Source organism: Streptomyces sp. NBC_01235 (assembly GCF_035989285.1).
In the GTDB taxonomy this organism is placed as follows: domain Bacteria; phylum Actinomycetota; class Actinomycetes; order Streptomycetales; family Streptomycetaceae; genus Streptomyces.
Map to the genome: position 1 here is coordinate 709466 of NZ_CP108513.1, position 22097 is coordinate 731562.

Here is a 22097-nt window from a genome sequence, read left to right on the forward strand (position 1 = left end):
CGGGAACCCGCAGACTTCAAAACCCTTCAGCACACGAAGGCAACCGTGGATCACGGTCTCGGCCGCCCCCCCATGAGGAAACCGACCGGTTTCCCGTCAATACTAAACCGATCGTTTTCGTTATTCAAATCGACCACCGCGTCCCGGGAAGGCCCCGTCTTGATCACGAGCTGTCGGCATCGAGGTGGCCACGCCGACCCGGACCGGGCTCCCGGTGTTCCGCTGCTCCTGACGGTCGGCTCGCGGCCGCGTCACACGGTCACTCGCGCTGATCACCCCCAGCCGGCGGGCTTCGATGTCGTCGTGATGGATCGGCGTGTGTGACTCGCTCAGGGGCAGGCCTGTACCGCCGTGGCGGGCGGCGACGATCTCGGCGGCGATGGACAGGGCGGTCTCCTCGGGCGTACGGGCGCCGAGGTCGAGGCCGATCGGTGAGTGCAGGCGGGTCAGTTCAGCGTCGGTCAGGCCGATTTCGCGGAGCCTGCGGTCGCGGTCCTCGTGGGTGCGGCGGGAGCCCATCGCGCCGATGTAGGCGGCCGGCAGCCGCAGGGCCGCTTCCAGGAGGGGTACGTCGAACTTGGCGTCGTGGGTGAGGACACACACCACCGTGCGCTCGTCGGTCCGGGTGCCGTGCAGGTAGCGGTGCGGCCAGTCGACGACGATGTCGTCGGCCTCGGGAAAACGCGTCCGGGTGGCGAACACGGGGCGGGCGTCGCACACGGTGACGTGATAGCCGAGGAACTTGCCCACACGTACCAGGGCTGCGGCGAAGTCGATGGCGCCGAAGACGAGCATGCGGGGCGGCGGCACGCTCGACTCGACGAGCACGGTCAGGCCGGTCTCGCAGTGCGATCCGTCCTGAGCGATCTCGAAGGTGCCGGTGCGGCCGACGTCAAGCAGGGAGCGGGTTTCGTCGACGGCGGCGCGGTCCAGGTCCGGGCGTCCGCCGAGTCCGCCTTCGTTGGAGCCGTCGTGACGGACCGCCAGCGCCCGTCCGAGGAGCTCTGCCGGGCCACGGATCACGCGGGCCAGTGCCACCGCCTCGCCCCGGGCAGCAGCCGACAGCGCCGTCTGGAGTGTCTTCCTGCCGGGTCCGTCGGCGGGCACCGGGGTGACCAGGATGTCGAGGACACCGCCGCAGGTCAGCCCGACGGCGAAGGCGTCCTCGTCGCTGTAGCCGAACCGCTCGCGCACCGTCTCGCCGTCGGCGAGCGCCTGCATGCACAGCTCGTAGACTGCGCCTTCCACACAGCCGCCCGACACCGAGCCGATGGCCGTGCCGTCGGCGTCGACGGCGAGCGCGGCGCCCGGGCCGCGCGGTGCGCTGCCGCCCACGGCCACCACGGTGGCCACGGCGAAGTCCCGTCCTTCCTCAAGCCACCGGTTCAGCTCGTCCGCGATGTCCAGCATGGGAGTTGCTTTCTCGTCGTGTCGTGTTGCGCGGACCGGGCCGGCGTCAGAGCAGCTTGTCCAGCGTGATCGGCAGATCCCGGATCCGCTTGCCGGTCGCGTGATACACGGCGTTCGCGATCGCGGCCGCCACGCCGGTCGTGCCGACCTCGCCCAGCCCGATGATTCCCAGGGGCATCGTCTTGTCCGGTTCGTCGAGCCAGGCGACGTCGATCGGGGGGATGTCGGCGTGGACGGGCAGGTAGTAGGAGTCGAGGCCGGCGCTCATGGTGCGTCCGTTGCGGGGATCGATGAGGCTCTGCTCCGACAGCGCCATGCCGATGCCCGTGACCACCGCCCCGCGGAGCTGGCTGGCCGCGGTCTTGGGGTTGATGATGTGGCCGACGTCGAACATGCCCAGCCAGCGTGAGATCCGCAGTTCGCCGGTGTCGGCGTTCACCCGCACCTCACAGAACTGCGCGCCGCGGGCGGCCTTGGACCAGCGCTGGTCCTTCAGGAAGTTGGTCAGGAAGCGGCCCTGACTGCCCAGCGCACCCAGCCGGGTGTCCGACCCGACCGAGGCCTCCAGGAACGGGGTGCCCGCTGCCCGCAGGGCGGCTGCCGGTTCCTGACCGCTCGTGCCCGTACGCCGGGCCAGGGCACTCACCTTGCGGGTCAGCTCGGTGCACGCGGCGAGGAGGCTGGTGGCGACCGTCGCCGTCTGGTTGGAGTTGCCGGCCATCGGGCCGGTCGGCAGGGCCGAATCGCCGTACTCGACGTGGACCTTCTCGAACGCGATGCCGAGCGCGTCCGCGGCGATCTGTGCCTGTACGGTCGCGGCCCCCATGCCCATCTCGTGGAAACCGCACTGCACGAGCACACTGCCGTCGTCGCTCAGTCGTACCTTGACGTCGGCGACCAGGCGAAGGGTCGGGTGGTAGGCGGTGGCCGTGCCCATCCCGACGAGCCACTCGCCGTCACGCATGGAGCGGGGTTCGGGATCGCGGTCCGCCCAGCCGAAGCGTTCGGCGCCCCTCTCGAAGACTTCACGCTGCATCCGCTGGGAGAACTTCTTGCCGCCCGTCGGATCCTTTGTTGGCTCGTTTCGCAGCCGCAGGGCGATCGGGTCCATGGACAGTTCGTAGGCGAGTTCGTCCATCGCCGATTCCAGCACAAAGCTGCCGATCGCCTCACCGGGGGCGCGCAGCCAGGTGTTGGGCATCAGATCCATGGCGACGAGGTTCTGCCGGGTCAGCATGTTCTCGGCGCCGTAGAGGTGCCGGGCGGGCGAGCTGGTCGCCTCAAGCAGGCCCCCTGCCGAGCCGGTGCGGGTGATGCTGTCCTGGATCAGCGAGGTGAGCCGGCCGTCGCGGGTCGCACCGAGCGCGATCCTGTTGGTCGAGGCGGTACGCCCACCGGTGGCACGGTTGACGGCCGTGCGGCTCAGCGCCAGGCGCACGGGCCGCCCGACAGCCTTCGCCGCCATCGCCGTGATAACCGTGCCCGGCCAGACGGCGAACTTTCCGCCGAAGCCGCCCCCCAGGAACTCGGCACGGACACGGACGTGGGACGCCGGCACACCGAACCGCCAGGCCAGGTAGTGGCTGGTCTGGTGGATGGACTGGGTGGTGTCGTGCACCGTGAGGTGGTCACCGTCCCAGACGGCGACCGTCGCGTGCGGCTCGATCGCGTTGTGCTGGAGGCCGGGCGTGGTGTAGCGCAGGTCGAGCGACACCTCCGCAGCGGCCAGCGCCGCCTCGGCGTCGCCCTTCTTCTTCATGCCCGCGAAGGTGAGGTCGCCCTTCGCCGGGGTGGCGTTGGTCTGCTCGATGGCGAAGTCCACGCGCGCGGGCAGCAGGTCGTAGGTCGCTTCGACAAGGGGGGCCGCCTCGTTCGCCGCCGCGGAGGTCTCCGCGATCACGACGGCGATCGGCTGGCCGTCCCAGAAGACCTGATCGGTGTTGAGATAGTCGACGTCGGTTCCCGAGACGTCGGGTCCGAGGTTCAGCACGATGTTGAGTTTGCGGGGTGGTTTGATCCTTGGCGCGTTGAGGTGGGTGAGGACCGCCAGGACGCCGGGCACCGCTGCCGCCGTGGCCGTGTCGATGCCGGTGATCGTGCCACGGGCGACGGTGGCATGGACCAGCTTCGCGTACGTGAGGTTCGGGTAGTGGTGCTCGGCGGAGAACCGCACCGCCCCGGTCACCTTCGCGTGGCCGTCCCGGCGGTCCACCGGCTGTCCGACCGCGCCCCCGACAGGTACGGAAGCGTCCGCGCCGGGCTCGGAGCCTGTCCAGGTGCGTGTGGTCACGATGCGCTCCGCTCGGCGTTGAGTGTCCGCAGCACGGCCACGACCGTCCGCTGGGCCAGGTCGATCTTGAAGGCGTTGTCGGACTGGGGCAGGGCGGGGGCGAGTTCGGCGGCGGCGGCCCTGGCGAAGTTCTCTTCGGTGGCTTCGGCGCCGAGCAGCAGCTCTTCCGCGACGCGTGCCCGCCACGGCTTCGTCGCGACGCCGCCGAGTGCGAGGCGGACGTCGGTGACCACGCCGTCCTCGACGGCGAGCGCGGCGGCGACGGAGACGAGGGCGAAGGCGTAGGACGCGCGGTCGCGGACCTTGCGGTAGCGCGAGTGGGCCGCGACCGGAACCGGTGGCAGCTCGATGGCCGTGATCAGCTCGTCGGGGGCCAGCACCGTCTCGATGTGGGGGGTGTCGCCGGGCAGCGTGTGGAAGTCGGCGACCGGGATACGCCGGATGCCGTGCACGCTCTCCACCTCGACGACCGCGTCGAGCAGCACCAGCGCCACCGCCATGTCCGAGGGGTGCGTCGCGATGCAGTACTCGCTCGTTCCCAGGACCGCGCTGCCGCGCGAGAACCCGCCGATCGCGTCACAACCACTGCCGGGCACACGCTTGTTGCACGCGGAGGCCTCGTCGTAGAAGTACATGCAGCGGGTGCGCTGCAGCAGGTTCCCGCCCACCGTCGCCATGTTCCGCAACTGCGCGGAGGCCCCCAGCAGGATCGCCTTTGCCAGCACCGGATAGCGAGTGCGGATCAGTGGGTCCGCCGCGAGCCGGCTGTTGCTCACCAGCGCCCCGACGCGGAGGGTGCCGTCGGGGAGTTCCTCGATCCCGGTCAGCGGCAGGCGGGTGATGTCCACGACCGTTGCCGGCTCTTCGATGCCCTCACGCATGAGGTCGACGAGGTTCGTGCCGCCCGCGAGGAACTTCACGTCCTCGCTGTCCGCGATGGTGCGCAGCGCCGTGCCCACGTCCGGTGCGCTGAGGTAGGAGAACGACTTCACTTCGCGACCTCCTTGATCGCCGAGACGATGCCGTTGTAGGCGCCGCAGCGGCACAGGTTGCCGCTCATCCGTTCCCGGATCTCCGTGTCGTCCAGCTCTCCGCCGTTGTCGGCGAGGTGTTCGGTAGCCGCGCTGGGCGCGCCTTCCTTGTGTTCGGCGAGCATGCCGATCGCCGAGCAGATCTGGCCGGGCGTGCAGTAGCCGCACTGGAATCCGTCCGTGCGGACGAACGCCTCCTGCAGCGGGTGGTCGACCCCTTCGATGGTCGTGATCTCACGGCCCTGGTACTGCACCGCAAGCGCGAGGCACGCGTTGATCCGCCGGCCGTCGGCCAGCACCGTGCAGGCACCGCACGCGCCTTGGTCGCAGCCCTTCTTGGTGCCGGTCAGGCCCAGGTACTCGCGCAGGGCGTCGAGCAGGCTCACCTGTGGCGCGACGTCCAGCCTCTGGGCGGACCCGTTGATCCGCAGCTCGATCTCCACCGTGTCAGTCCTCCGGTTCACCCGCGGGCTCGTTTTCATGGGGGGCCATCAGGCACATAGGGCCAGGACCAGAGGGACTCCGCTCCGCGGACTTCGGAAACCGTTGACCGGGGAGCCGAATCATGAGAGGAGGTCCATGATCTAAAACAGGAACGTAGCAGTTCGACCTCCTACTAGCATCACTCTTGTCGCAACTTTACTTTCCCACGCATCAGCACTGATGCAAATCAGCACAAATCCGCAGGTCAGGCGTAGGGTCTTCCGTGCATCACGAATCAACAACGGGAGTGGATACGTCATGGGCCGACCCCTGCGGGCCGATGCCGCGCGCACCGTGCGCGCGATCCTGGGGGCGGCCGAGCAGGTCCTCGCCAAGGATCCCGCGGCCTCCATGGAGCAGATCGCGGAGGAGGCAGGAGTGGCCAGAACGACCGTGCACCGGCGGTTCGCCAACCGCCAGGCCCTCATCGAAGCACTCGCCGCCTCGGCGAAGCGACAGCTCCTGGAGGGCGTAGAAGACGCCCACATGGACACCGCCCCACCCCTCGTGGCACTCCACCGCGTCACGGCGAACGTACTGCGGATCAAGAGCGCCTGGCCGTTCACCCTCGGCCACCCCCTCGCCGACTCCCCCCTCACGGCGGTGATCTGGTCCGAGGTCAACGCCGGTGCCCTCGAGTTCTTCGCCCGGGCCCAGCACGAAGGGCTCCTCGCCCCGGACACGGATCTCATGTGGGCGCGGCGGGTCTACTACGCCCTCGTCGACGAGGCCCAGCACGGAGGCGGCGCGGATCTCGACCCGGACCAGGTCCGGCAGAACGCGGACGCACTGGCAACACTCGTCGTCGACACGTTTCTGCGCGGGACGGGACCCCACAGCTGAACCGCCCGGCCGGCAGCTCCCATCCCGTCTTGCCCTCCGCCGCCGACCGTACGATCGTGGACAGTGCCCCGGCACAGGGCAGAAGGGCCAGGTGCGCCATGCCTCGCACCGACGGGCAGTCCGGCCGACGCATACGGCGGCTGGACGAGGCCCACCCCGTCGAGTCCGTGACCATCGCGGTGACGGACGGGGACACACGCGTGGCCTACTGGAGTCGCGAGGCCCAGGAGCTTCTCGGATACACCTCCGCGGAGATCATCGGCCGGCCCCTGGACGACCTGCTCTCCGCCGACGGTACGACGCTGCGGCATCGCGACGGCAGCCTGCTGGACACACAGGTCCACCTGAGCCCGTTGCTCGGCGCCACGCAGCAGCAGAGCTTCCTCGTGACGACCATTGCGTCACCGGGCACGGGGAAGCTGCAGGACCTCATGTGGTGGCTGCTGGAGCAGCAGTCCCCGGCTCTGTCGATCTACGACCGTGAGGGCAGGCTGCTGTGGTCCAACGAGGCCGCACGGCAGGCGGTGGGCCTCGCCCAGAGCGAAGTCCGCGGCCGACGTCCGACCGAAGTCCTCCAGGGGCCCGCGTTCGAGGAGTTGGAGCGCAGGATCCTCAGGGTCGGCGAGACCGGCGAGCCGGAATACACCGAACTCGTCGTGGCACTCCCGCGGGAACCCAGGGCGCATGCCTGGACCGCGGACGTCTTCCCGCTCAAGGACGCGGGCGGCCGGGTGCACGCGGTGGGCCTGGTGGGCAACGACTACTCCGAACAGCACCAGAGCCGTGAGCGCATGGCCCTGCTCAGCGAGGCCAGGACCCGCATCGGCGCGAGCCTGGACGTGGCGGGCACCGCCCAGGAACTCGTCGACGTGACCGTGACGGTCTCCCACTTCGCCGACTTCGTCAGCGTGGATCTGCTGGAGGACGTCTTCCGTGGCGCGCTGCCCGGCCCCGGTCCCCGCACAGGACCCCTCTCGCTGCGACGGGCGGCGCAGGGCGGCGTCCGCCCTCTCCCGCCCGACGCCGCCCCTGCTGTCGGGGCGATCCATGCCCATCCGCAGTCGTCCCCCATCGTCCGCTGCCAGGTCACCGGCCGTACCGTGCTGGCCTATATACAGGACCCCGACATCGAGCGCTGGCTCGCCAAGAACCCCGTCCACGCGGCGTACGCCCACGCCCTCGGAACGCACTCCCTGCTCGCGGTGCCCGTCCGGGCCCGCGGCGTGATCCTCGGCACTGCTCTCTTCCTCAGGCACGCCGCCTCGCCCGACCCTTTCACCTCCGACGACGTGACCGTCATCGAGGACCTGGTGGCCAAGGCCGCCGTCTGCCTGGACAACGCCCGCCGCTTCACCCACGAACGCGGCATCGCACTGGCGCTCCAGCGGTCCCTCCTGCCGGGGAGGCCGACCCTCCACCCTGCGGTGGAGACGGCGTCCCGCTATGTGCCTGCGGGCGGCAGTGCCGGGGTGGGCGGCGACTGGTTCGACGTGATCCCGCTCCCGGGGGCGCGCGTCGGCCTCGTCGTAGGCGACGTCGTCGGGCACGGCATCAGTGCCTCGGCCACCATGGGCCGCCTGCGCACAGCGGTGCGCACCCTCGCCGACATCGACCTGGCACCCGACGAGCTCCTCACCCACCTCGACGACATCGTGACCCACTCCGGGCTCCCCCAGGACGCCGACGACGTCTCGGCGCAACAGATCCCGGGAGACATCGGCGCCACGTGCCTGTACGCCGTCTACGATCCCGTCTCCCGCATCTGCTCGCTGGCCCGCGCCGGCCACCCGCCTCCAATCCTGGTCGGGCCGGACGCGACGGCCCGCGTCGTGGAGCTGCCAGCCGGCCCTCCCCTCGGCCTGGGCAGCCTGCCCTTCGAGGCGGCGGAGTTCACGATGCCCGAAAACAGCGTGCTGGCACTGTTCACGGACGGTCTCATCGAGAGCCGCCATTACGACCTCGACGAAGGAAACCGCATCCTGTGCCGGGCACTCGCCCGGCCACAACCCTCACTCGAAGCCCTCTGCGACACCGTCCTGGACACCCAACACCTTGCGGTCGACGGCGACGACGTCGCCCTGCTGCTGATCCGCGCCCGGGCCCTCGGCCCGGAAAGCCTGGCCACCTGGGACCTGCCCAGTGATCCCGCGATCGTCGCTAAGGCCCGCAAACGCACCTGCGACCGTCTCACCGAATGGGGGCTCGACGAGGCGTCGCTCGTCACGGAACTCGTCGTCAGCGAGCTGGTCACCAACGCCATCCGCTACGGCACCGGCCCGATCCGACTGCGGCTGATCAAGGACCGGACACTCACCTGCGAGGTGTCCGACGGCAGCAGCACCAGCCCTCACCTGCGCAGGGCCCGGCTGACCGACGAGGGCGGCCGCGGCCTGCTGCTGGTCGCCCAGCTCACCGAAAGGTGGGGCACTCGCCATACGCCTGCGGGCAAGACCATCTGGGCCGAACAGCTCCTCCACACCGCCTGAGCGGACGCCTGCCCCGCGGCGCGACCAAGACCGGGGATCGGGGATCGGGACAGACGCTGCCCCATTCACGGCGGAACCACAGCCTGGGTCGGCTTGTCGTCCGGGGGATGCGGTGGATCCCCTTGACGTCGCACCAGCCCACCCAGGGGACGTTGCTTCAGTCGCGGATCGGCTCCCATTCCCGATCAACCGCGGGACGGCAGGAGCGGGTACTCACACCACCCGCAGTCGAGGAAACGAGCGGCGAGAGTGCTTCCAGCGCTTTCGGATCGACCGTCAGACCCGGCCGTGGCCGGACATGGGCGACGACGGCTTCTCCCCATTTCTCGTCGGGGACGCCGATCACAGCGGTCCCAAGGACCGACAGGTCACCGGCCAGCACATCCTCGACCCCTCGGGGTAGGAAGCCGCCACATACCAGCTGTTGCGAAGCTACGCCGTTGTCGGCGATGACCTCGATCGGCTTTCCGGCAAACGAGGGCGCGCCCGTCGCGTCATCGCCCTTTGGGTCCGACGATCAGAACAGGCCGTTGTCGTGCGGCAGGGTGTCCGGGATGGCGAGGACGATGTCCCAATGCTCGACGATCTTGCCGTCGGCGACACGGAACAGATCGTTCCGCTGCGGTCGAGGGCCATCTCGACACGCCGCACTGCGGGGCGGTCATCTGCGTGTCGCACCCTTACCGAGCGGCGTCAACAAGGGGACAGCTCGTACATGTACTTCAGAGTGCTTCGGAGTCCGCCGGGTTCTGACACAGATTGGACGCCTGTTCGCTCGTGGCAACGCCACCGCATGGGGCCCTCAAGCCGAAATACGGGCCAGCCAACCCTGCGCTTCGGCTCATCACGCGCCGTCGACAGCAGCTGGGTGGTTCTCGATCCATGCGAGCCCTCCAAGGTCCAGCTGGCGCCGAGCGCGAGTGACGGCGACGTAGGCGAGGCGTGCGTCCGTATCGCTCACGGGTTCCGGGATCGGGCGGCCGCCGTCGTCGAGCTGGTCACTGTCCGGCGGCGGGGGAAAGTCGTCCGCGATTCTGACTTGCCCGCGCCGGCCTGCAGCACCAGGTGGTGGCCGTCGCGGAAGGTGTCCACGGCATGGGCCTGTTCGTCAGTGGGTGTATGCAACAAGAGCTCCGCGGTGGATGGGGTCAAGGGGTCACGTGAGAGCGGTTCGGCCGACAACCGTCCGCGTCGCGCGAGAGCGGCGACGTGGGGTGTCGGCGGTCGAGCAGGATGCGGGCCGCGCAGGCAAGCACGTCTTCGGGGGCGTGATGGACGATGAGGCCCTGGAGCTGCGCGGTCAGTTGCCGGGTGCGGCCCCACTCGTCCCGTTCCATTGCCGCTACGACGGTCCGGCCGATGAAGTCTCCGGGCTTCTGCCCCTGAGCTGCCGCGGCCTGCTTGATCACCGAGCGCATGGCGCGGGTGAGGGCAAGGTTGAGCAGGACGTGACCTGATCCATCGGGGTAGTGGGTCGTCAGGACGTCGATGGGCAGTAGCCGATCAAGTTCGTGGCGAACAGACCGCAGCGCACGTCCCGGCGACTTTGGCCCGGCGAACAGCCATCAGGCGGGTGCGGTCGACGTTCGCCGCGAGCGGCACGGCTCGGCAGGCCCTGTCAAGCTCTCCGCCGGTGGGCGGCCTGGTCAGGACGGGCTGCAGCACCCAGCGCCTGGTCGCGTCGATCAACCAGCTCCGCACCCCAGCCAACCGCAAGGGCGGCAAACGCGAACTCCTGCGCCGTCTCGAAACGTACTCCGACCTCCTCGCCACCGCCTGCGACCGGCCCGTTGCCTCGCTACAGACTGGCAGCCTCGAAATCGACCTCCCAATTCCTCACTCCCAACAAGCAGCGGGGAGGCCGCCTCGTGCTCCGGCACCGGATCGCACGCTACGCCGTACGACTCGGTGCCGCGTACGACTCTGCCAGCCTCGCCCTCCCGTAGAGCTCGGGCATCGTCAAGGGCCACGTCAACCGCAAGACCACCATGCGACAGAGGTACAGCCGAGCCTCGTTCCGCCTCCTCCGCACCCTGTTCCTTCTCCGATCATGACCTGGGGGGACCAAGATGCCGGTGACGTGGTGGGCGACGAAGTCGTGCAGGTCGGCGGCGATCGCCAGGCGCTCCTCGCGGCGGGTCTCGCTGACGGCGACGGTGCAGCGGTAGTCGACGGAGCACAGGTAGGCCGCAAGGCCGGCCACCAGACCGATGAGGACCAGGCCGCCGACCATGAAGCCGAGGGTGCCGCCGTCCTTGAGCGAGTGCGAGTAGCGGACCGGCGTGAGCAGCAGGGCGACGCCGTTCAGCGTGCCGCACACCACGGCCCACAGCGGCCTGCAGTGCCGTACGGCGATGAAGAGCAGGGACAGCAGGATCGCGATCTCGCCCGGGGTGGACAGGGCCTGCGGCCCGGCGAGCAGCGTGCCCACCGAGTAGAGCAGGGACCACAACGCCGTTACGGCGGTGCGCAGTTGGAGGGTGAGCCAGGCGGGGTGCCGCTCGGCCGGCCACAGGACGGCGACGAGTCCGACCAGGAGCAGTACGACCGTCGTCCGTACGTTCTCGTCGGCGTTGGCCACGTTCACGACGTCGGCCACCGCCGCCTGACGCAGACGGGCGGCGAGGGCGCCCCGAGGATCGGGCTCGCGCCGTTCAACATCCGGGACGCCGGCGACCTCAGTATCGGCCGCCGCCTCAGCCCCGCACGGCCCAGTTGCGCTGACCCTGAGGAATTAGCAGGTCAGCGGGCCTAGGAAGCCAACAAGCCAAGCCCATCGCGCGTCAGGCCAAGCGCTCCGTTCAGTGCCGACTATCCCGCTTTTATGCCAACTGAAAAGCCTCGTCACAGCAGGCTAACGCCGCACCCGCGGCATCCCCAGCCCGATCCACGAGATGATCTCCCGCTGGATCTCGTTGTTGCCGCCGCCGAAGGTGAAGATCACGGCGGAACGGTAGCCGCGTTCGAGCTCGCCGTGCAGGACGGCCCCCGCGGAGCCCTCCTGGAGTGCGGCGGGGGCGGCGACGATCTCCATCAGCCAGGCGTAGGCGTCCCGGCGGGCCTCGGAGCCGTAGACCTTGACGGCGGACGCGTCCTGCGGGGTGAGGGTGCCGTTCTGGAGGGCGCCCACCATCTGCCAGTTGAGGAGCTTGAGGGCGTCGAGCTTCACGTGGGTCCGGGCGAGCCGGCGGCGCACCCAGGGCAGGTCGACGACCCGGCGGCCGTCGGCGAGTTTGGTCTCCGTCGCCCAGCGCTGCACGTCGTGCAGGGCTCGGATGGCCATGGTGCCGTGCGCGGCGAGGGTCACGCGCTCGTGGTTGAGCTGGTTGGTGATCAGCCGCCAGCCCTGGTTCTCGGCTCCGACGCGTCGGGTGACGGGGACGCGGACGTTCTCGTAGTAACTGGCGGTGGTGTCGTGGGAGGCGAGGGTGCGGATCACCGTGCAGGAGTAGCCGGGGTCGGTGGTCGGGACGAGGAGCATGGTGATGCCCTTGTGCGGCGGCGCCTCGGGGTCGGTGCGCACGGCGAGCCACACCCAGTCGGCGGTGTCGCCGTTGGTCGTCCAGATCTTCTGCCCGTCGACGACGTATGTGTCGCCCTCCCGGACCGCGCGGGTCTTGAGGGCGGCCAGGTCGGTGCCCGCATCCGGCTCGCTGTAGCCGATGGCGAAGTCGATCTCGCCGGCGAGGATCTTCGGCAGGAAGTACGCCTTCTGATCGTCGGTGCCGTACCGCATGATCGTCGGTCCGACCGTGTTCAGCGCCATCAGCGGCAGGGGTACGCCGGCCTGGGCGGCCTCGTCGAAGAACACGAACTGCTCGATCGGGGTGAGGCCGCGGCCGCCGTACTCCTTGGGCCAGCCGACGCCGAGCCATCCGTCCGCGCCGAGCCGCCGGATGGTCTTGCGGTAGAAGCGTTTGGCGGCGACGGGGTCGGTGTGCCGGGCGTAGGCGTTGTCGGGCACCAACTCGGCGAAGTATGCGCGCAGTTCGGTGCGCAGCCGTAGCTGCTCGGGCGTGTGGTCGAGGTGCACGGCGCCTCCTGGCTCCCCAAGGCCGGTGTCCTGACGGCGCACACCGTAGAACGTGTTTCAGAAATTGGGAATGGCGGGGCGCCAAGAGGTGCGGGAAGGATGTCCTCCCATGACGCTTGAAGAACTCAAGGCGCTGCTCAGGCGGGCGGGGCTCGAGATCGCGGAGCCCTGGTGGGCCGCGGGGCCGTTGCCACTCCGGGAGGCATGGCGCCGGATCGCCTCGGGAGAGACCGCGCCGACGGTCACCGTCCGGGGGGACCGGGCCGCCGAGGTCAACGTGCAGTGGTATCGGATCGCGGTGGAGACCGGCCTGTTCGACGCTGACGGAACGTTCCTCATCGTCATGGAGGGCCCCGGGCAGCGGACCTGGGCGCGCGTTCGACTCGCACCCGGCTGGGACTTCGCGGGCGTACTGGGCGAACTGCCTGACGGACGGCCGAAGTTCGTCGCCATGGCGGTCGACGGGGACACCGTGCTCGGCGTGACCGGCACGGCGGAGGAGGTCCGGATCACGGTCGTGGACCGGATCGCCGAGCGGCTCGACTCCGAGGCTCGGGCGGCCGTCCAGGAGACTCCGAGCGAGCGGGCTCAGGCCTGGGAGTCGCTGTTCGAGGAGGCCTCGGCGAGCCTGTGCCGGCACTGGGCCAACGGCCTCAGCGGCAACCCGGCCGCCCCCGAGGACGTACGGGTGGCTCTGCTGGACGCGACGAGGTACCCGCTGTACCGGGCCGAGTCGGCGGCGGTGGTGGAGGCGGCCATGGCCCGCACCGACTGGGGGACGCGCGAGACGCTGGCCGAGTACCAGCCGAACCTCACGCCGGAGCAGCGCAGCCGCATGATCCTCTCCGAGGAGGAGCCCGGGCGCCGGGCGGGGCTCGTCTGGATCGCCTCGCGGCGGGGAGTGGAACTTCCCGCCGTCACCTGCGAGCGGCTCGCGGCCGACCCCTCCGCTCTCGTCCGTGCGGAGGTGGCGGGACTACTCTGCCTGCCGGTCCCGGTGCTGACGGCCCTGGCCACCGACTCCCACGCGTCCGTGCGGGCCGCGGCCTGCGGGCCCGCCTGGCCGCACCTGGACGACCGGGCGCGCGAGGGCCTGCTGGCCGACCCCGACGGCAGTGTCCGTACGGCCGCGTTGCTGAGGCGCCACGAGGACCATCCGATGCCCTGGTCCGTGTTCGAGGCGCTGGGCCTCCCGGCCCGGGCGGTGGAGTGCTGCCGGCTGGAGCCCGAAGTCGCCGAGCGACTCGCCCGCGAGGACGCCCCGGGCCGGCGCCGCTCCCTTGCCCGCAACCCGCACCTGGACACCGGCCTGGTCCTGCGCCTCGCCGACGACCCCGACGACGACGTCCGCTTCCAGGCGTCGGTGCACCCCGGCCTCACCGAGGAGGAACGCGCCCGCGTCGACTTCCCGATCGACCAGGGACTCATGCGCAATGACCTCGCCTGGGTGGTGGCGCTCCACGACGTTCCCGACGCCATGCGCCGCCTGGCCGCCTCCGCCCACCCCGCGATCCGCCGGAGCGTCGCCCGTGCCCGGCGCCTCCCGCCGGACGTCGTCGAGCGCCTGGCCAAGGACGAGGACCGGGTCGTCCACCTCTTCCTCACCGAGTCCTGCGACGACGCGCCCTCTCAGACGCTGCTGTCGGTGTGGCGCTGGTGGACCGGCAGCCTCAGCCACCCGGACCGACCGCACGGCCACCCCAACTTCCCCCGCACCGGCCTGCTCCGGTACGCCGACGACCCGAGTCCGCGGATGCGCCGGCTGGCCCTGGACGACCCTGACGCGACGGCCGAGCTGGTCGAGCGGGCCTGCCGGGACAGCGGCGAGGAGGTCAGAGCGCGGGCCGCGGGCGACCCCCGTCTCTCCGCCGTCTCGGCGGTACGGCTGCTGAGCGACCCGGACAGCACCGTCCGGCACTCGGCCGTCCGGCACCCGGGCCTGCCCGCACGGGTCCTGGTGGGACTGCTGCGGGACACCGAGACCGCGGAGCAGGCGGCACGGCATCCGGGACTGCCCCTGCCGGTCATCCGCCGGATGCTGCACGAGATACGGGAGCGAGGCGTCGCATGACGAGCCGGCTCGGACCGGCGTCGCGCGAAGCCGGACCGGCGTCGCGACGAAGTTCAGACCAGCGTCGCGATGAAGTCCGTGCAGGTTTCGGCGCAGGCACGGCAGGCGGCCGCGCTCTCCTCGGTTCCCGGATACTTGTCGAAGACGTGGGCGCACTCAAGGCAGACGGTCCGGCACCACTCCAGTTGGGCGCGGATGCCGGCCTCGTCCATGCTCGTGTCCTCGGACAGCACTCGGCAGGTCGCGTCGCACACCTCCGCGCACATGATGCCCTTGCGTCGCACGGGTTCCTGATGTTCGGTCCCGTCCGGTTCCACGAGGCTCGCGCGCAGCGCACAGGCTCGCGCACACTCGGTGCACGCCTGGGCGCATGCGAAGCGGTCCTCCAGGAACCGGAAGAGCTCCTGTTGGGATGTCGTCGAAGTCACCTCTGGCGGGTAGCCGGGACCGGCGGCGCCAAACCCACCCGATCGCTCCGGCGACTTTCGCCGAACGCCGTGCGCGAAGGGTCACGGACAGAGAGTCACGAACCTGGAATGGCGGGTTCATGACCCGTTGGTGGGGTATTCGCCTGATATGACTACCACCGCAAGCCTGCAGCTGGCCGCCGCGAGCGGCTTGCTCAGCCTTGGGCTGTTCGTGGTCGGCCTGGCCGTCGTGGCTGTGCTGGCCGGCAGCTTCTGGCTGGGCGCGCGTATCAAGTCGCGCGAGCCGGCCCGGCCGCGCCCCGAGGAACAGCCGCACCTCCCTCCCGGTGGCGCGGTGCACGAGGTCCGCGAGAACCGGGAGCCCGACGAGGTGCCTCGGATGCCGGAAGGCGGCCGTCCTCTCACGCCGTACGAGCTGACCAACATGCAGACCCGGCCGAGCGCGGACAAGAAACGGCCGCGCTGGAGCCGTGGCAGCAGTGGCTCGTTCGGCGGGGGCGGTCTGGGCGCCCACTGAACCGGCGCCGGACGACTCCGTCCTCATCCCCCCATCCCCCCATCCCCCCGCTGCCCCCCTGCTCCTCCTGCTCCTCCTGCCCCTCCTGCTGCTCCCCGGCCCTGCAGGCCCTCAGGTCTGCAGGGCCCTTCGGGTCACCGTGAGGGCCCGATCCGCGTAAGGGCGTCCGAACTGCACGACGTGCACGAGCAGCGGAAAAAGCTGGTGCAAGCCCACCCGTTCGGACCGGCCCTCGGCCAGTGGCACGGCCTCGGACAGCGGGCCAGTACCTGGTCCAGGTGGGAAAAGGACGCGGCATCGCGAGGTCCGTCTCGCGGTGGCCGCCGGTCGATGAGCCGGGCGTGGCCGTCCGCCCCCGAAGCACAGTGCCGTTCCACAGGTCGCCGTGCAGACGCGCGGGTCGTTCGGGCGGTCCGGCCAGGTCGGGCAGGCGCGCGCAGAGGTGCTCGATCTCGGACGTTCCCGACGGGGCGAGGCCCCGGTGGGGCGGGCCGCCGCGGCGCCGGCGGACGACGGTCGCGCGACGGACCGCTCGGCGCACGCACGAGCGGAGGTCGGTTGCCTGGTGGCGGCGGTGACACATGGGCACGTCGACCAGCGCACGGCCGTGTACGTCGCCCAAGTGCCCGCACCGCGGCGGGGCTTCCGGTCGGCCGGCGTTGTCCGCGGGGGCCGCTGTCAGGCGCCGACGTAGGCCGCGAGGTGCTCGCCGGTCAGGGTGGACCGGGCGGCGACGAGGTCGGCGGGGGTGCCCTCGAAGACGATCCGGCCGCCGTCGTGGCCGGCGCCCGGGCCGAGGTCGATGATCCAGTCTGCGTGCGCCATCACCGCCGGGTGGTGCTCGACGACGATGACCGACTTGCCGGAGTCGACGAGCCGGTCGAGCAGGCCGAGCAGTTGCTCGACGTCGGCGAGGTGGAGGCCGGTCGTCGGCTCGTCGAGGACGTAGACGCCGCCCTTCTCCGCCATGTGGGTGGCCAGCTTGAGCCGCTGCCGCTCGCCGCCGGAGAGCGTGGTGAGCGGCTGGCCGAGGCTGAGGTAGCCGAGCCCGACGTCGGCGAGCCGGTCCAGGACGCGGTGCGCGGCCGGCGTGCTCGCCTCTCCGGCGCCGAAGAACTCCTCGGCCTCGGTCACCGACATCGCGAGCACCTCGCTGATGTCGCGGCCGCCGAGGTGGTATTCGAGGACCGACGCCTGGAACCGCTTGCCCTCGCACTCCTCGCAGGTGGTGGCTACGCCCGCCATCATCGCCAGGTCGGTGTAGACGACGCCGGCGCCGTTGCAGGTGGGGCAGGCGCCCTCGGAGTTGGCGCTGAACAGCGCCGGCTTCACTCCGTTGGCCTTCGCGAACGCCTTGCGGATCGGGTCGAGCAGTCCGGTGTACGTCGCCGGGTTGCTGCGCCGGGAGCCGCGGATCGCGCCCTGGTCGACCGACACCACGTTCTCGCCGGCCGGGATCGAGCCGTGCACGAGCGAGCTCTTGCCGGACCCCGCCACACCGGTGACCACGCAGAGCACCCCGAGCGGGATGTCCACGTCGACGTCCCGCAGGTTGTGCGCCGCCGCGCCGCGGATCTCCAGCGTGCCGGCGGACTTGCGCACCGTCTCCTTGACGGAGGCCCGGTCGTCGAGGTGGCGGCCGGTGATGGTGTCGCCGGCCCGCAGCCCCTCGACGGTGCCCTCGAAGCAGACGGACCCGCCCGCCGTGCCGGCGCCGGGACCCAGGTCGACGACATGGTCGGCGATCTCGATGGTCTGCGGCTTGTGCTCCACGACGAGCACCGTGTTGCCCTTGTCCCGCAGTCGCAGCAGCAGGTCGTTCATCCGCTGGATGTCATGGGGGTGCAGGCCGATGGTCGGCTCGTCGAAGACGTAGGTGACGTCGGTGAGGGAGGAGCCGAGGTGGCGGATCATCTTGACGCGCTGCGCCTCGCCGCCCGAGAGCGTGCCCGAGGGGCGGTCGAGCGAGAGGTAGCCGAGGCCGATCTCCGCGAACGAGTCCAGTGTGTGCTGCAGCGCGGTGAGCAGCGGGGCTGTCGAGGGCTCCGTGAGGCCGCGGACCCACTCGGCCAGGTCGGTGATCTGCATTGCGCAGGCGTCGGCGATGCTGATCTCCTCGATCTTCGACGACCGGGCGCCCTCACTGAGCCGGGTGCCGTCGCACTCGGGGCAGACGGCGAACGTCATCGCCCGCTCCACGAACGCGCGGACGTGCGGCTGCAACGCGTCGATGTCCTTGGAGAGCATCGACTTCTGGATCTTCGGGATCAGGCCCTCGTAGGTCAGGTTGATGCCGTCGACCTTGATCTTGGTCGGCTCCTTGTGCAGGAGGTCGTGCAGCTCCCTCTCGGTGAACCCGCGGATCGGCTTGTCCGGGTCGAAGAAGCCGCAGCCGGCGAAGATGCGGCCGTACCAGCCGTCCATGCTGTAGCCGGGGATCGTGAGCGCACCCTCGTTGAGCGACTTGCTGTCGTCGTAGAGCTGGGTGAGGTCGATGTCGGAGACCGTGCCTCGGCCCTCGCAGCGGTTGCACATGCCGCCGGTGCGGGAGTAGGTCGCCTTCACCGCCTTCTTGGTGCCGCGCTCGACGGTGATCGCACCGCTGGCCCGGACCGAGGCGGTGTTGAACGAGTACGCGCTGGGCGGGCCGATGTGGGGCCGGCCGAGCCGGCTGAAGAGGATGCGCAGCATCGCGTTGGCGTCGGTGGCGGTGCCGACGGTGGAGCGGGGGTCGGCGCCGATCCGCGACTGGTCGACGATGATCGCCGTCGTCAGCCCGTCGAGTACGTCGACCTCGGGCCGCGCCAGGGTCGGCATGAAGCCCTGTACGAAGGCGCTGTAGGTCTCGTTGATCAGCCGCTGCGACTCCGCGGCGATCGTGTCGAACACCAGCGAGCTCTTGCCCGAGCCGGAGACGCCGGTGAACACCGTCAGGCGGCGTTTCGGGATCTCGATGCTGACGTCCTTGAGGTTGTTCTCGCGCGCGCCGTGCACGCGGATCAGATCGTGGCTGTCGGCAGCGTGCTGCGCAGGCGGCGGCGTGCCCGTCCTCTTGGCCATGCTCTTCGTCTCCCCATCTGTCATGCGGGACCGCCTTCGTGGTCTTCGTCGGCGTCGCCTGCTCGATCCGACAACCCACGCTAGCCGCGGCGCGTGGGTCGGCGCTTCTCGAATTCTGATCGGTTCGGTGGCGTTCAGGTTCGGACAGGGAGCGGACAGTAAGCGACAACGCGGGGCGGGGCCGGGGCGGAGGCGCTGAGATGGCCTGATTCGTCGTGCGGGATGAGGTGGAAGATGGCCGATGTGATGCGGGCACAACCGGCGCGGCGCGCGGGCTCGGGGGCGGGCGCTGCGAAGCAGAAGGTGAAGCAGGGCGTCAAGCAAGGCGGGCAGCAGGGCGTTCAACAGGACGTGAAGCGGAAGGCCGAGCAGAAACGGTGCGGCTGCGGGGCGCCCGCGCCGGAGGGCGCCGTGGGCGGAGCCGAAGAACGGTTCCGGGGGCTGCTGGAGGCGGCGCCGGACGCCATGGTCATCGTCGACGACACGGGCGTCATCAAACTCGTCAACGCCCAGACGGAGGCTCTCTTCGGGCACGGCCGCGAGGAACTGCTGGGCCACCCGGTCGAGTTGCTGATCCCGCACCGTTTCCACGGCCAGCACACCATGCACCGGCGCGGGTACACGGCCAACCGCCAGGTGCGTCCGATGGGCGCCGGACTCGAACTGCACGGCCTGCGCAAGGACGGCACGGAGTTCCCCGTCGAGATCAGCCTGAGCCCCCTGGAGACCTCGGACGGGCTGCTGGTGTCGGCGGCCGTGCGCGACGTCAGCGACCGCAAGGCGGCCGAGGCGCGCATCAACGAGCTCGCCGCGCTCGTGGAGTCGTCGCAGGACGCGATCCTGGCCAAGACCCTGGACGGGTACATCACGTACTGGAACGCGGCCGCGCAGCGTCTGTACGGCTACACCGCCGAGGAGGCCATCGGGCAGCACGTCTCGATGCTGGCCCCGCGGGAGCTGCGGGGCGAGGTCCGCGAGCTGGTCAAGCGGCTGCGGCACGCCGAGAAGGTCGAGCACTACGAGACACTGCGGATGACCAACACGGGGGCGCTGCTGGACGTGGACGTCACGCTGTGGCCGACCCGGGACACCCATGGCACCGTGGTCGGGGCGTGCGCGATCGTGCGGGACATCAGCGACCGCAAGCGCGCGGAGGCCGAGCTCACAGCCCTGTACGAGCAGCAGCGGCACATCGCCCTGACGCTGCAGCGCAGCCTGATGGGCACCCCGCCCGCGCTGCCCGGTCTGGCCACCGCCAGCCGCTACCGGCCCGCCACCCAGGGCGCCGGGGTGGGCGGCGACTGGTTCGACCTGATTCCGCTGGGCGCCGACCGGGTGGGTGTGCTCATAGGGGACGTGATGGGCCGCGGACTCGAAGCGGCCGCCGTGATGGGGCAGTTGAGGTCGGCGGCGCACGCGCTGGCGAAGACCGGAATGCAGCCGCGGCAGCTGATGCAGGCGCTGGACACCTGTGTCGCCGATCTCGACGTGCCCGACCAGCTCGTCACCTGCTGCTACCTGGTGATCGCCCCGGACGCGGGCACGGTGACGGTCTGTTCGGCCGGGCATCTGCCGGTGCTGGTGGCCGGGGTGGGTGAGGGCGTCAGCGCCCTGCCCTGTCCGGTCAACGCCCCGCTCGGCGTGGGCGACATCGTGTTCGAGCAGTCCAGCTCGGAGATACCGCCGGGAGCCACGCTGGTGCTCTACACGGACGGTCTGATCGAGACGCCGGGCAGCGACATCGAGGTGCGGATCGGTGAACTGACGGGGCTGCTGGAGAAGTTGTTCGTCGGCACGCCGTGTCTGGAGGCCGCGGCGGACCATGTCCTCGCGGGTCTGCTGCCGGACGCCGACGGCCACAACGACGACGTCACCCTGCTGCTCGCGCAGTTGCCCGCCGCACCGCTGGCCTCCGTCACCACCCACCTCCCGGCCACCGCGGCGTCCGTACCGGAGGGGCGCTCCTTTCTCCACAAGGCGCTGACCTCATGGGACTGCGCGGACAGCGCCGAGGACGCGCTACTGCTGCTGTCGGAGACGCTGACGAACGCCGTCCAGCACGCCGAGGGCCCGGTCGGCCTGCATCTGCACCGCACGGCCACCGATCTCACGGTCGAGGTGAGCGACCGCAGCCCACAGCTCCCCCAGCCGCGCCAGGCGGTCGAGGGCGAGGAGTCGGGCCGCGGCCTGGTCCTGGTCCGTGCCCTCGCCGCCAGCTGGGGCGTGCGGCCGACGGACGAGGGCAAGACGACCTGGTTCACGCTGAAGCTGTGAGCCCCCGGGGCGGGCCACCGCAGGCCAGGGCCAGGGCGTCGAGGTGTGCCTGGACGTAGGGCACGGCCACGGCGTGCAGTTCGAGTTCGCCGTCGACGAACGCGGGCTGCACGTTCACCTCGAAGACGACCCCGCCGTTCTCCACCGCCAGGTCGACACCGGCGAAGGGAAGCCCGACCGACGCGGTGGCCGCGACGGCGAGTTCGGCGAGCCGGGGCTGGAGGTCCGGCGGGGCGATGTGGACGGCGGTGGCGCCCTGGCAGGTGTTGCAGGGTGTGTCGTTGGCGGGCTGGAGATGCTCGCGGGCGTGCACGACGCGGTCGCCGAGGACGAAGACGCGGAACTGGTGGCGCAGGCCGTCGGCGGTGACGTTGCCCGCGTCGCGGGACAGGAGCCAGTCGGTGCCGCGTTCGGCGTAGTAGGCGGCGGCGTGCTCCAACTGGGCGGGGGTGGTGACGTGGAAGGTGTCGTTGCCGCCGGTGCCGACGACGGGCCGGGCCCAGGTGTCACGGCCGAGCCGGTCGAACGTGCCGGCCGCCTCCCGCAGGGAGGGCCGGGACAGCACCGCGGTCTCCATCTGGGCGACGCCGTCCCTCAGGAAGCGTTCGACGGTGAGGTTCTTCTCGGTCGCGGTCCGCCAGGCGTCGGGCCCCGCGGCGAGCGTCACCACGTCGTGGCTCTCCAGGAGCTCCTGGAAGCCGGCGAGGGCCTGCCGGTGGTGCGGCGGGATCTCGTAGAGCAGGACGACGTCGGGCACGAAGTCCAGCCGCTCTTCTGGGACTTGCAGCCGTAACCGGCCTCCGTCGCGGATGCCCCGCCCGGTTCCGCCGGTCGCGAAGTGCCGGGAGTCGACCCGGACGGGCGGTGCGCCGGTGAGCAGTTCCACGGCCTCGGCGAGGTACTCACGGCACCCTTCGGGCGAGGTGGGGTCGGCGATCAGGGCGATGCACGGTCGGGACACAGCGGCCTCCAGTGGCTCTCGACGCGCGCTCGTACCGCGGGCGGCCCTCGCGCGGCCCGAGCGGTGTCACGGATGGTGCCTGTCGCGCGGGTGGTCGTCGCGCCCGTCGCTCCTGGGAGCCGCACCGGTGTGCGGAGCCGTCCCGGGTCCGGGCGGGTGCCGGGCGGGGACGAGGACGACTGGTGACCACACGAAGGTGGGACGGGGCCC

Annotated in this window: 16 protein-coding genes and 1 pseudogene; 5 read left to right on the top strand and 12 right to left on the bottom strand. The window is 70.6% G+C overall.

Annotated features, from left to right (window positions below; genetic code table 11):
• Nucleotides 1-120 precede the first annotated feature (120 nt).
• From OG289_RS03185 to OG289_RS03200, 4 genes are read right to left on the bottom strand one after another with little or no spacing between them, the layout of a single operon-like run.
• Nucleotides 121-1410 carry an XdhC family protein gene (locus OG289_RS03185; RefSeq protein ID WP_327312476.1) on the bottom strand — a complete coding sequence of 430 codons (1290 nt, stop codon included), beginning with the start codon at nucleotides 1408-1410 and terminating at the stop codon, nucleotides 121-123.
• A gap of 46 nt (nucleotides 1411-1456) precedes the next feature.
• Nucleotides 1457-3700, bottom strand: a complete 2244-nt coding sequence (locus tag OG289_RS03190) for a xanthine dehydrogenase family protein molybdopterin-binding subunit (protein ID WP_327312477.1) — start codon at nucleotides 3698-3700, stop codon at nucleotides 1457-1459.
• On the bottom strand, nucleotides 3697-4692 hold the full coding sequence (locus tag OG289_RS03195; RefSeq protein ID WP_327312478.1) for an FAD binding domain-containing protein: 996 nt from the start codon (nucleotides 4690-4692) through the stop codon (nucleotides 3697-3699). Before OG289_RS03195 ends, OG289_RS03190 begins: the two co-directional genes overlap by 4 nt.
• Nucleotides 4689-5195, bottom strand: a complete 507-nt coding sequence (locus OG289_RS03200) for a (2Fe-2S)-binding protein (RefSeq protein ID WP_442818863.1) — start codon at nucleotides 5193-5195, stop codon at nucleotides 4689-4691. The genes OG289_RS03195 and OG289_RS03200 overlap by 4 nt, the downstream gene beginning before the upstream one ends.
• 277 nt (nucleotides 5196-5472) lie before the next feature.
• Between OG289_RS03200 and OG289_RS03205 the strand changes: the two genes are divergently transcribed.
• Together OG289_RS03205 and OG289_RS03210 are read left to right on the top strand one after the other, a co-directional pair.
• A complete protein-coding gene (locus tag OG289_RS03205; RefSeq protein WP_327312480.1) occupies nucleotides 5473-6057 on the top strand; it encodes a TetR/AcrR family transcriptional regulator in 585 nt (194 codons plus the stop codon).
• A 98-nt stretch (nucleotides 6058-6155) separates the two neighbouring features.
• Complete coding sequence (locus OG289_RS03210; protein WP_327312481.1) at nucleotides 6156-8543, top strand: SpoIIE family protein phosphatase; 2388 nt, start codon at nucleotides 6156-6158, stop codon at nucleotides 8541-8543.
• Nucleotides 8544-8700: 157 nt separating this feature from the next.
• Here OG289_RS03210 and OG289_RS03215 read toward each other — a convergent pair whose 3' ends face one another.
• The 5 genes and pseudogenes from OG289_RS03215 to OG289_RS03235 all read right to left on the bottom strand — a co-directional run bounded on the left by OG289_RS03215 (nucleotide 8701) and on the right by OG289_RS03235 (nucleotide 12576).
• The gene (locus tag OG289_RS03215; protein WP_327312482.1) at nucleotides 8701-8925 is read right to left on the bottom strand and encodes an AMP-binding enzyme; all 225 of its coding nucleotides are present in this window, start codon (nucleotides 8923-8925) and stop codon (nucleotides 8701-8703) included.
• A gap of 462 nt (nucleotides 8926-9387) precedes the next feature.
• A pseudogene (locus tag OG289_RS03220) lies at nucleotides 9388-9582 on the bottom strand (DNA helicase); the annotation flags it as partial.
• 109 nt (nucleotides 9583-9691) lie between these two features.
• Nucleotides 9692-9952, bottom strand: coding sequence for a hypothetical protein (locus tag OG289_RS03225; protein ID WP_327312483.1), 261 nt, complete (start codon nucleotides 9950-9952; stop codon nucleotides 9692-9694).
• Between the two features lie 482 nt (nucleotides 9953-10434).
• Nucleotides 10435-11142, bottom strand: coding sequence for a hypothetical protein (locus OG289_RS03230; RefSeq protein ID WP_327312484.1), 708 nt, complete (start codon nucleotides 11140-11142; stop codon nucleotides 10435-10437).
• Between the two features lie 255 nt (nucleotides 11143-11397).
• The gene (locus OG289_RS03235) at nucleotides 11398-12576 is read right to left on the bottom strand and encodes an acyl-CoA dehydrogenase family protein (protein WP_327312485.1); all 1179 of its coding nucleotides are present in this window, start codon (nucleotides 12574-12576) and stop codon (nucleotides 11398-11400) included.
• Between the two features lie 109 nt (nucleotides 12577-12685).
• Here OG289_RS03235 and OG289_RS03240 point away from each other — a divergent pair, with 109 nt between their 5' ends.
• On the top strand, nucleotides 12686-14647 hold the full coding sequence (locus OG289_RS03240) for a PE-PGRS family protein (protein WP_327312486.1): 1962 nt from the start codon (nucleotides 12686-12688) through the stop codon (nucleotides 14645-14647).
• Between the two features lie 53 nt (nucleotides 14648-14700).
• Here the strand turns inward: OG289_RS03240 and OG289_RS03245 are convergent, their stop codons facing one another.
• Entirely contained in the window at nucleotides 14701-15075 is a 375-nt protein-coding gene (locus tag OG289_RS03245) for a ferredoxin (protein WP_327312487.1), read from the bottom strand.
• Nucleotides 15076-15223: 148 nt separating this feature from the next.
• Here OG289_RS03245 and OG289_RS03250 point away from each other — a divergent pair, with 148 nt between their 5' ends.
• Nucleotides 15224-15592, top strand: coding sequence for a DUF6479 family protein (locus OG289_RS03250; RefSeq protein WP_327312488.1), 369 nt, complete (start codon nucleotides 15224-15226; stop codon nucleotides 15590-15592).
• 678 nt (nucleotides 15593-16270) lie between these two features.
• Here the strand turns inward: OG289_RS03250 and OG289_RS03255 are convergent.
• Nucleotides 16271-18652, bottom strand: a complete 2382-nt coding sequence (locus OG289_RS03255; protein ID WP_327312489.1) for an excinuclease ABC subunit UvrA — start codon at nucleotides 18650-18652, stop codon at nucleotides 16271-16273.
• 234 nt (nucleotides 18653-18886) lie between these two features.
• Here OG289_RS03255 and OG289_RS03260 point away from each other — a divergent pair, with 234 nt between their 5' ends.
• Entirely contained in the window at nucleotides 18887-20926 is a 2040-nt protein-coding gene (locus OG289_RS03260; RefSeq protein WP_327312490.1) for a PAS domain S-box protein, read from the top strand.
• On the opposite strand, the gene OG289_RS03265 is transcribed toward OG289_RS03260, so the two are convergent.
• Nucleotides 20910-21887, bottom strand: a complete 978-nt coding sequence (locus OG289_RS03265) for an ATP-grasp domain-containing protein (protein ID WP_327312491.1) — start codon at nucleotides 21885-21887, stop codon at nucleotides 20910-20912. The two genes, OG289_RS03260 and OG289_RS03265, sit on opposite strands and share 17 nt — an antisense overlap.
• Nucleotides 21888-22097: the final 210 nt, after the last annotated feature.

Excerpts from the sequence above, each read along its gene's own strand:
- OG289_RS03205 (WP_327312480.1), top strand. The coding sequence starts at position 5,473 with ATGGGCCGACCCCTGCGGGCCGATGCCGCGCGCACCGTGCGCGCGATC.
- OG289_RS03210 (WP_327312481.1), top strand. The coding sequence starts at position 6,156 with ATGCCTCGCACCGACGGGCAGTCCGGCCGACGCATACGGCGGCTGGAC.
- OG289_RS03255 (WP_327312489.1), bottom strand. The coding sequence starts at position 18,652 with ATGGCCAAGAGGACGGGCACGCCGCCGCCTGCGCAGCACGCTGCCGAC.
- OG289_RS03250 (WP_327312488.1), top strand. The coding sequence starts at position 15,224 with ATGACTACCACCGCAAGCCTGCAGCTGGCCGCCGCGAGCGGCTTGCTC.
- OG289_RS03260 (WP_327312490.1), top strand. The coding sequence starts at position 18,887 with ATGGCCGATGTGATGCGGGCACAACCGGCGCGGCGCGCGGGCTCGGGG.
- OG289_RS03185 (WP_327312476.1), bottom strand. The coding sequence starts at position 1,410 with ATGCTGGACATCGCGGACGAGCTGAACCGGTGGCTTGAGGAAGGACGG.
- OG289_RS03240 (WP_327312486.1), top strand. The coding sequence starts at position 12,686 with ATGACGCTTGAAGAACTCAAGGCGCTGCTCAGGCGGGCGGGGCTCGAG.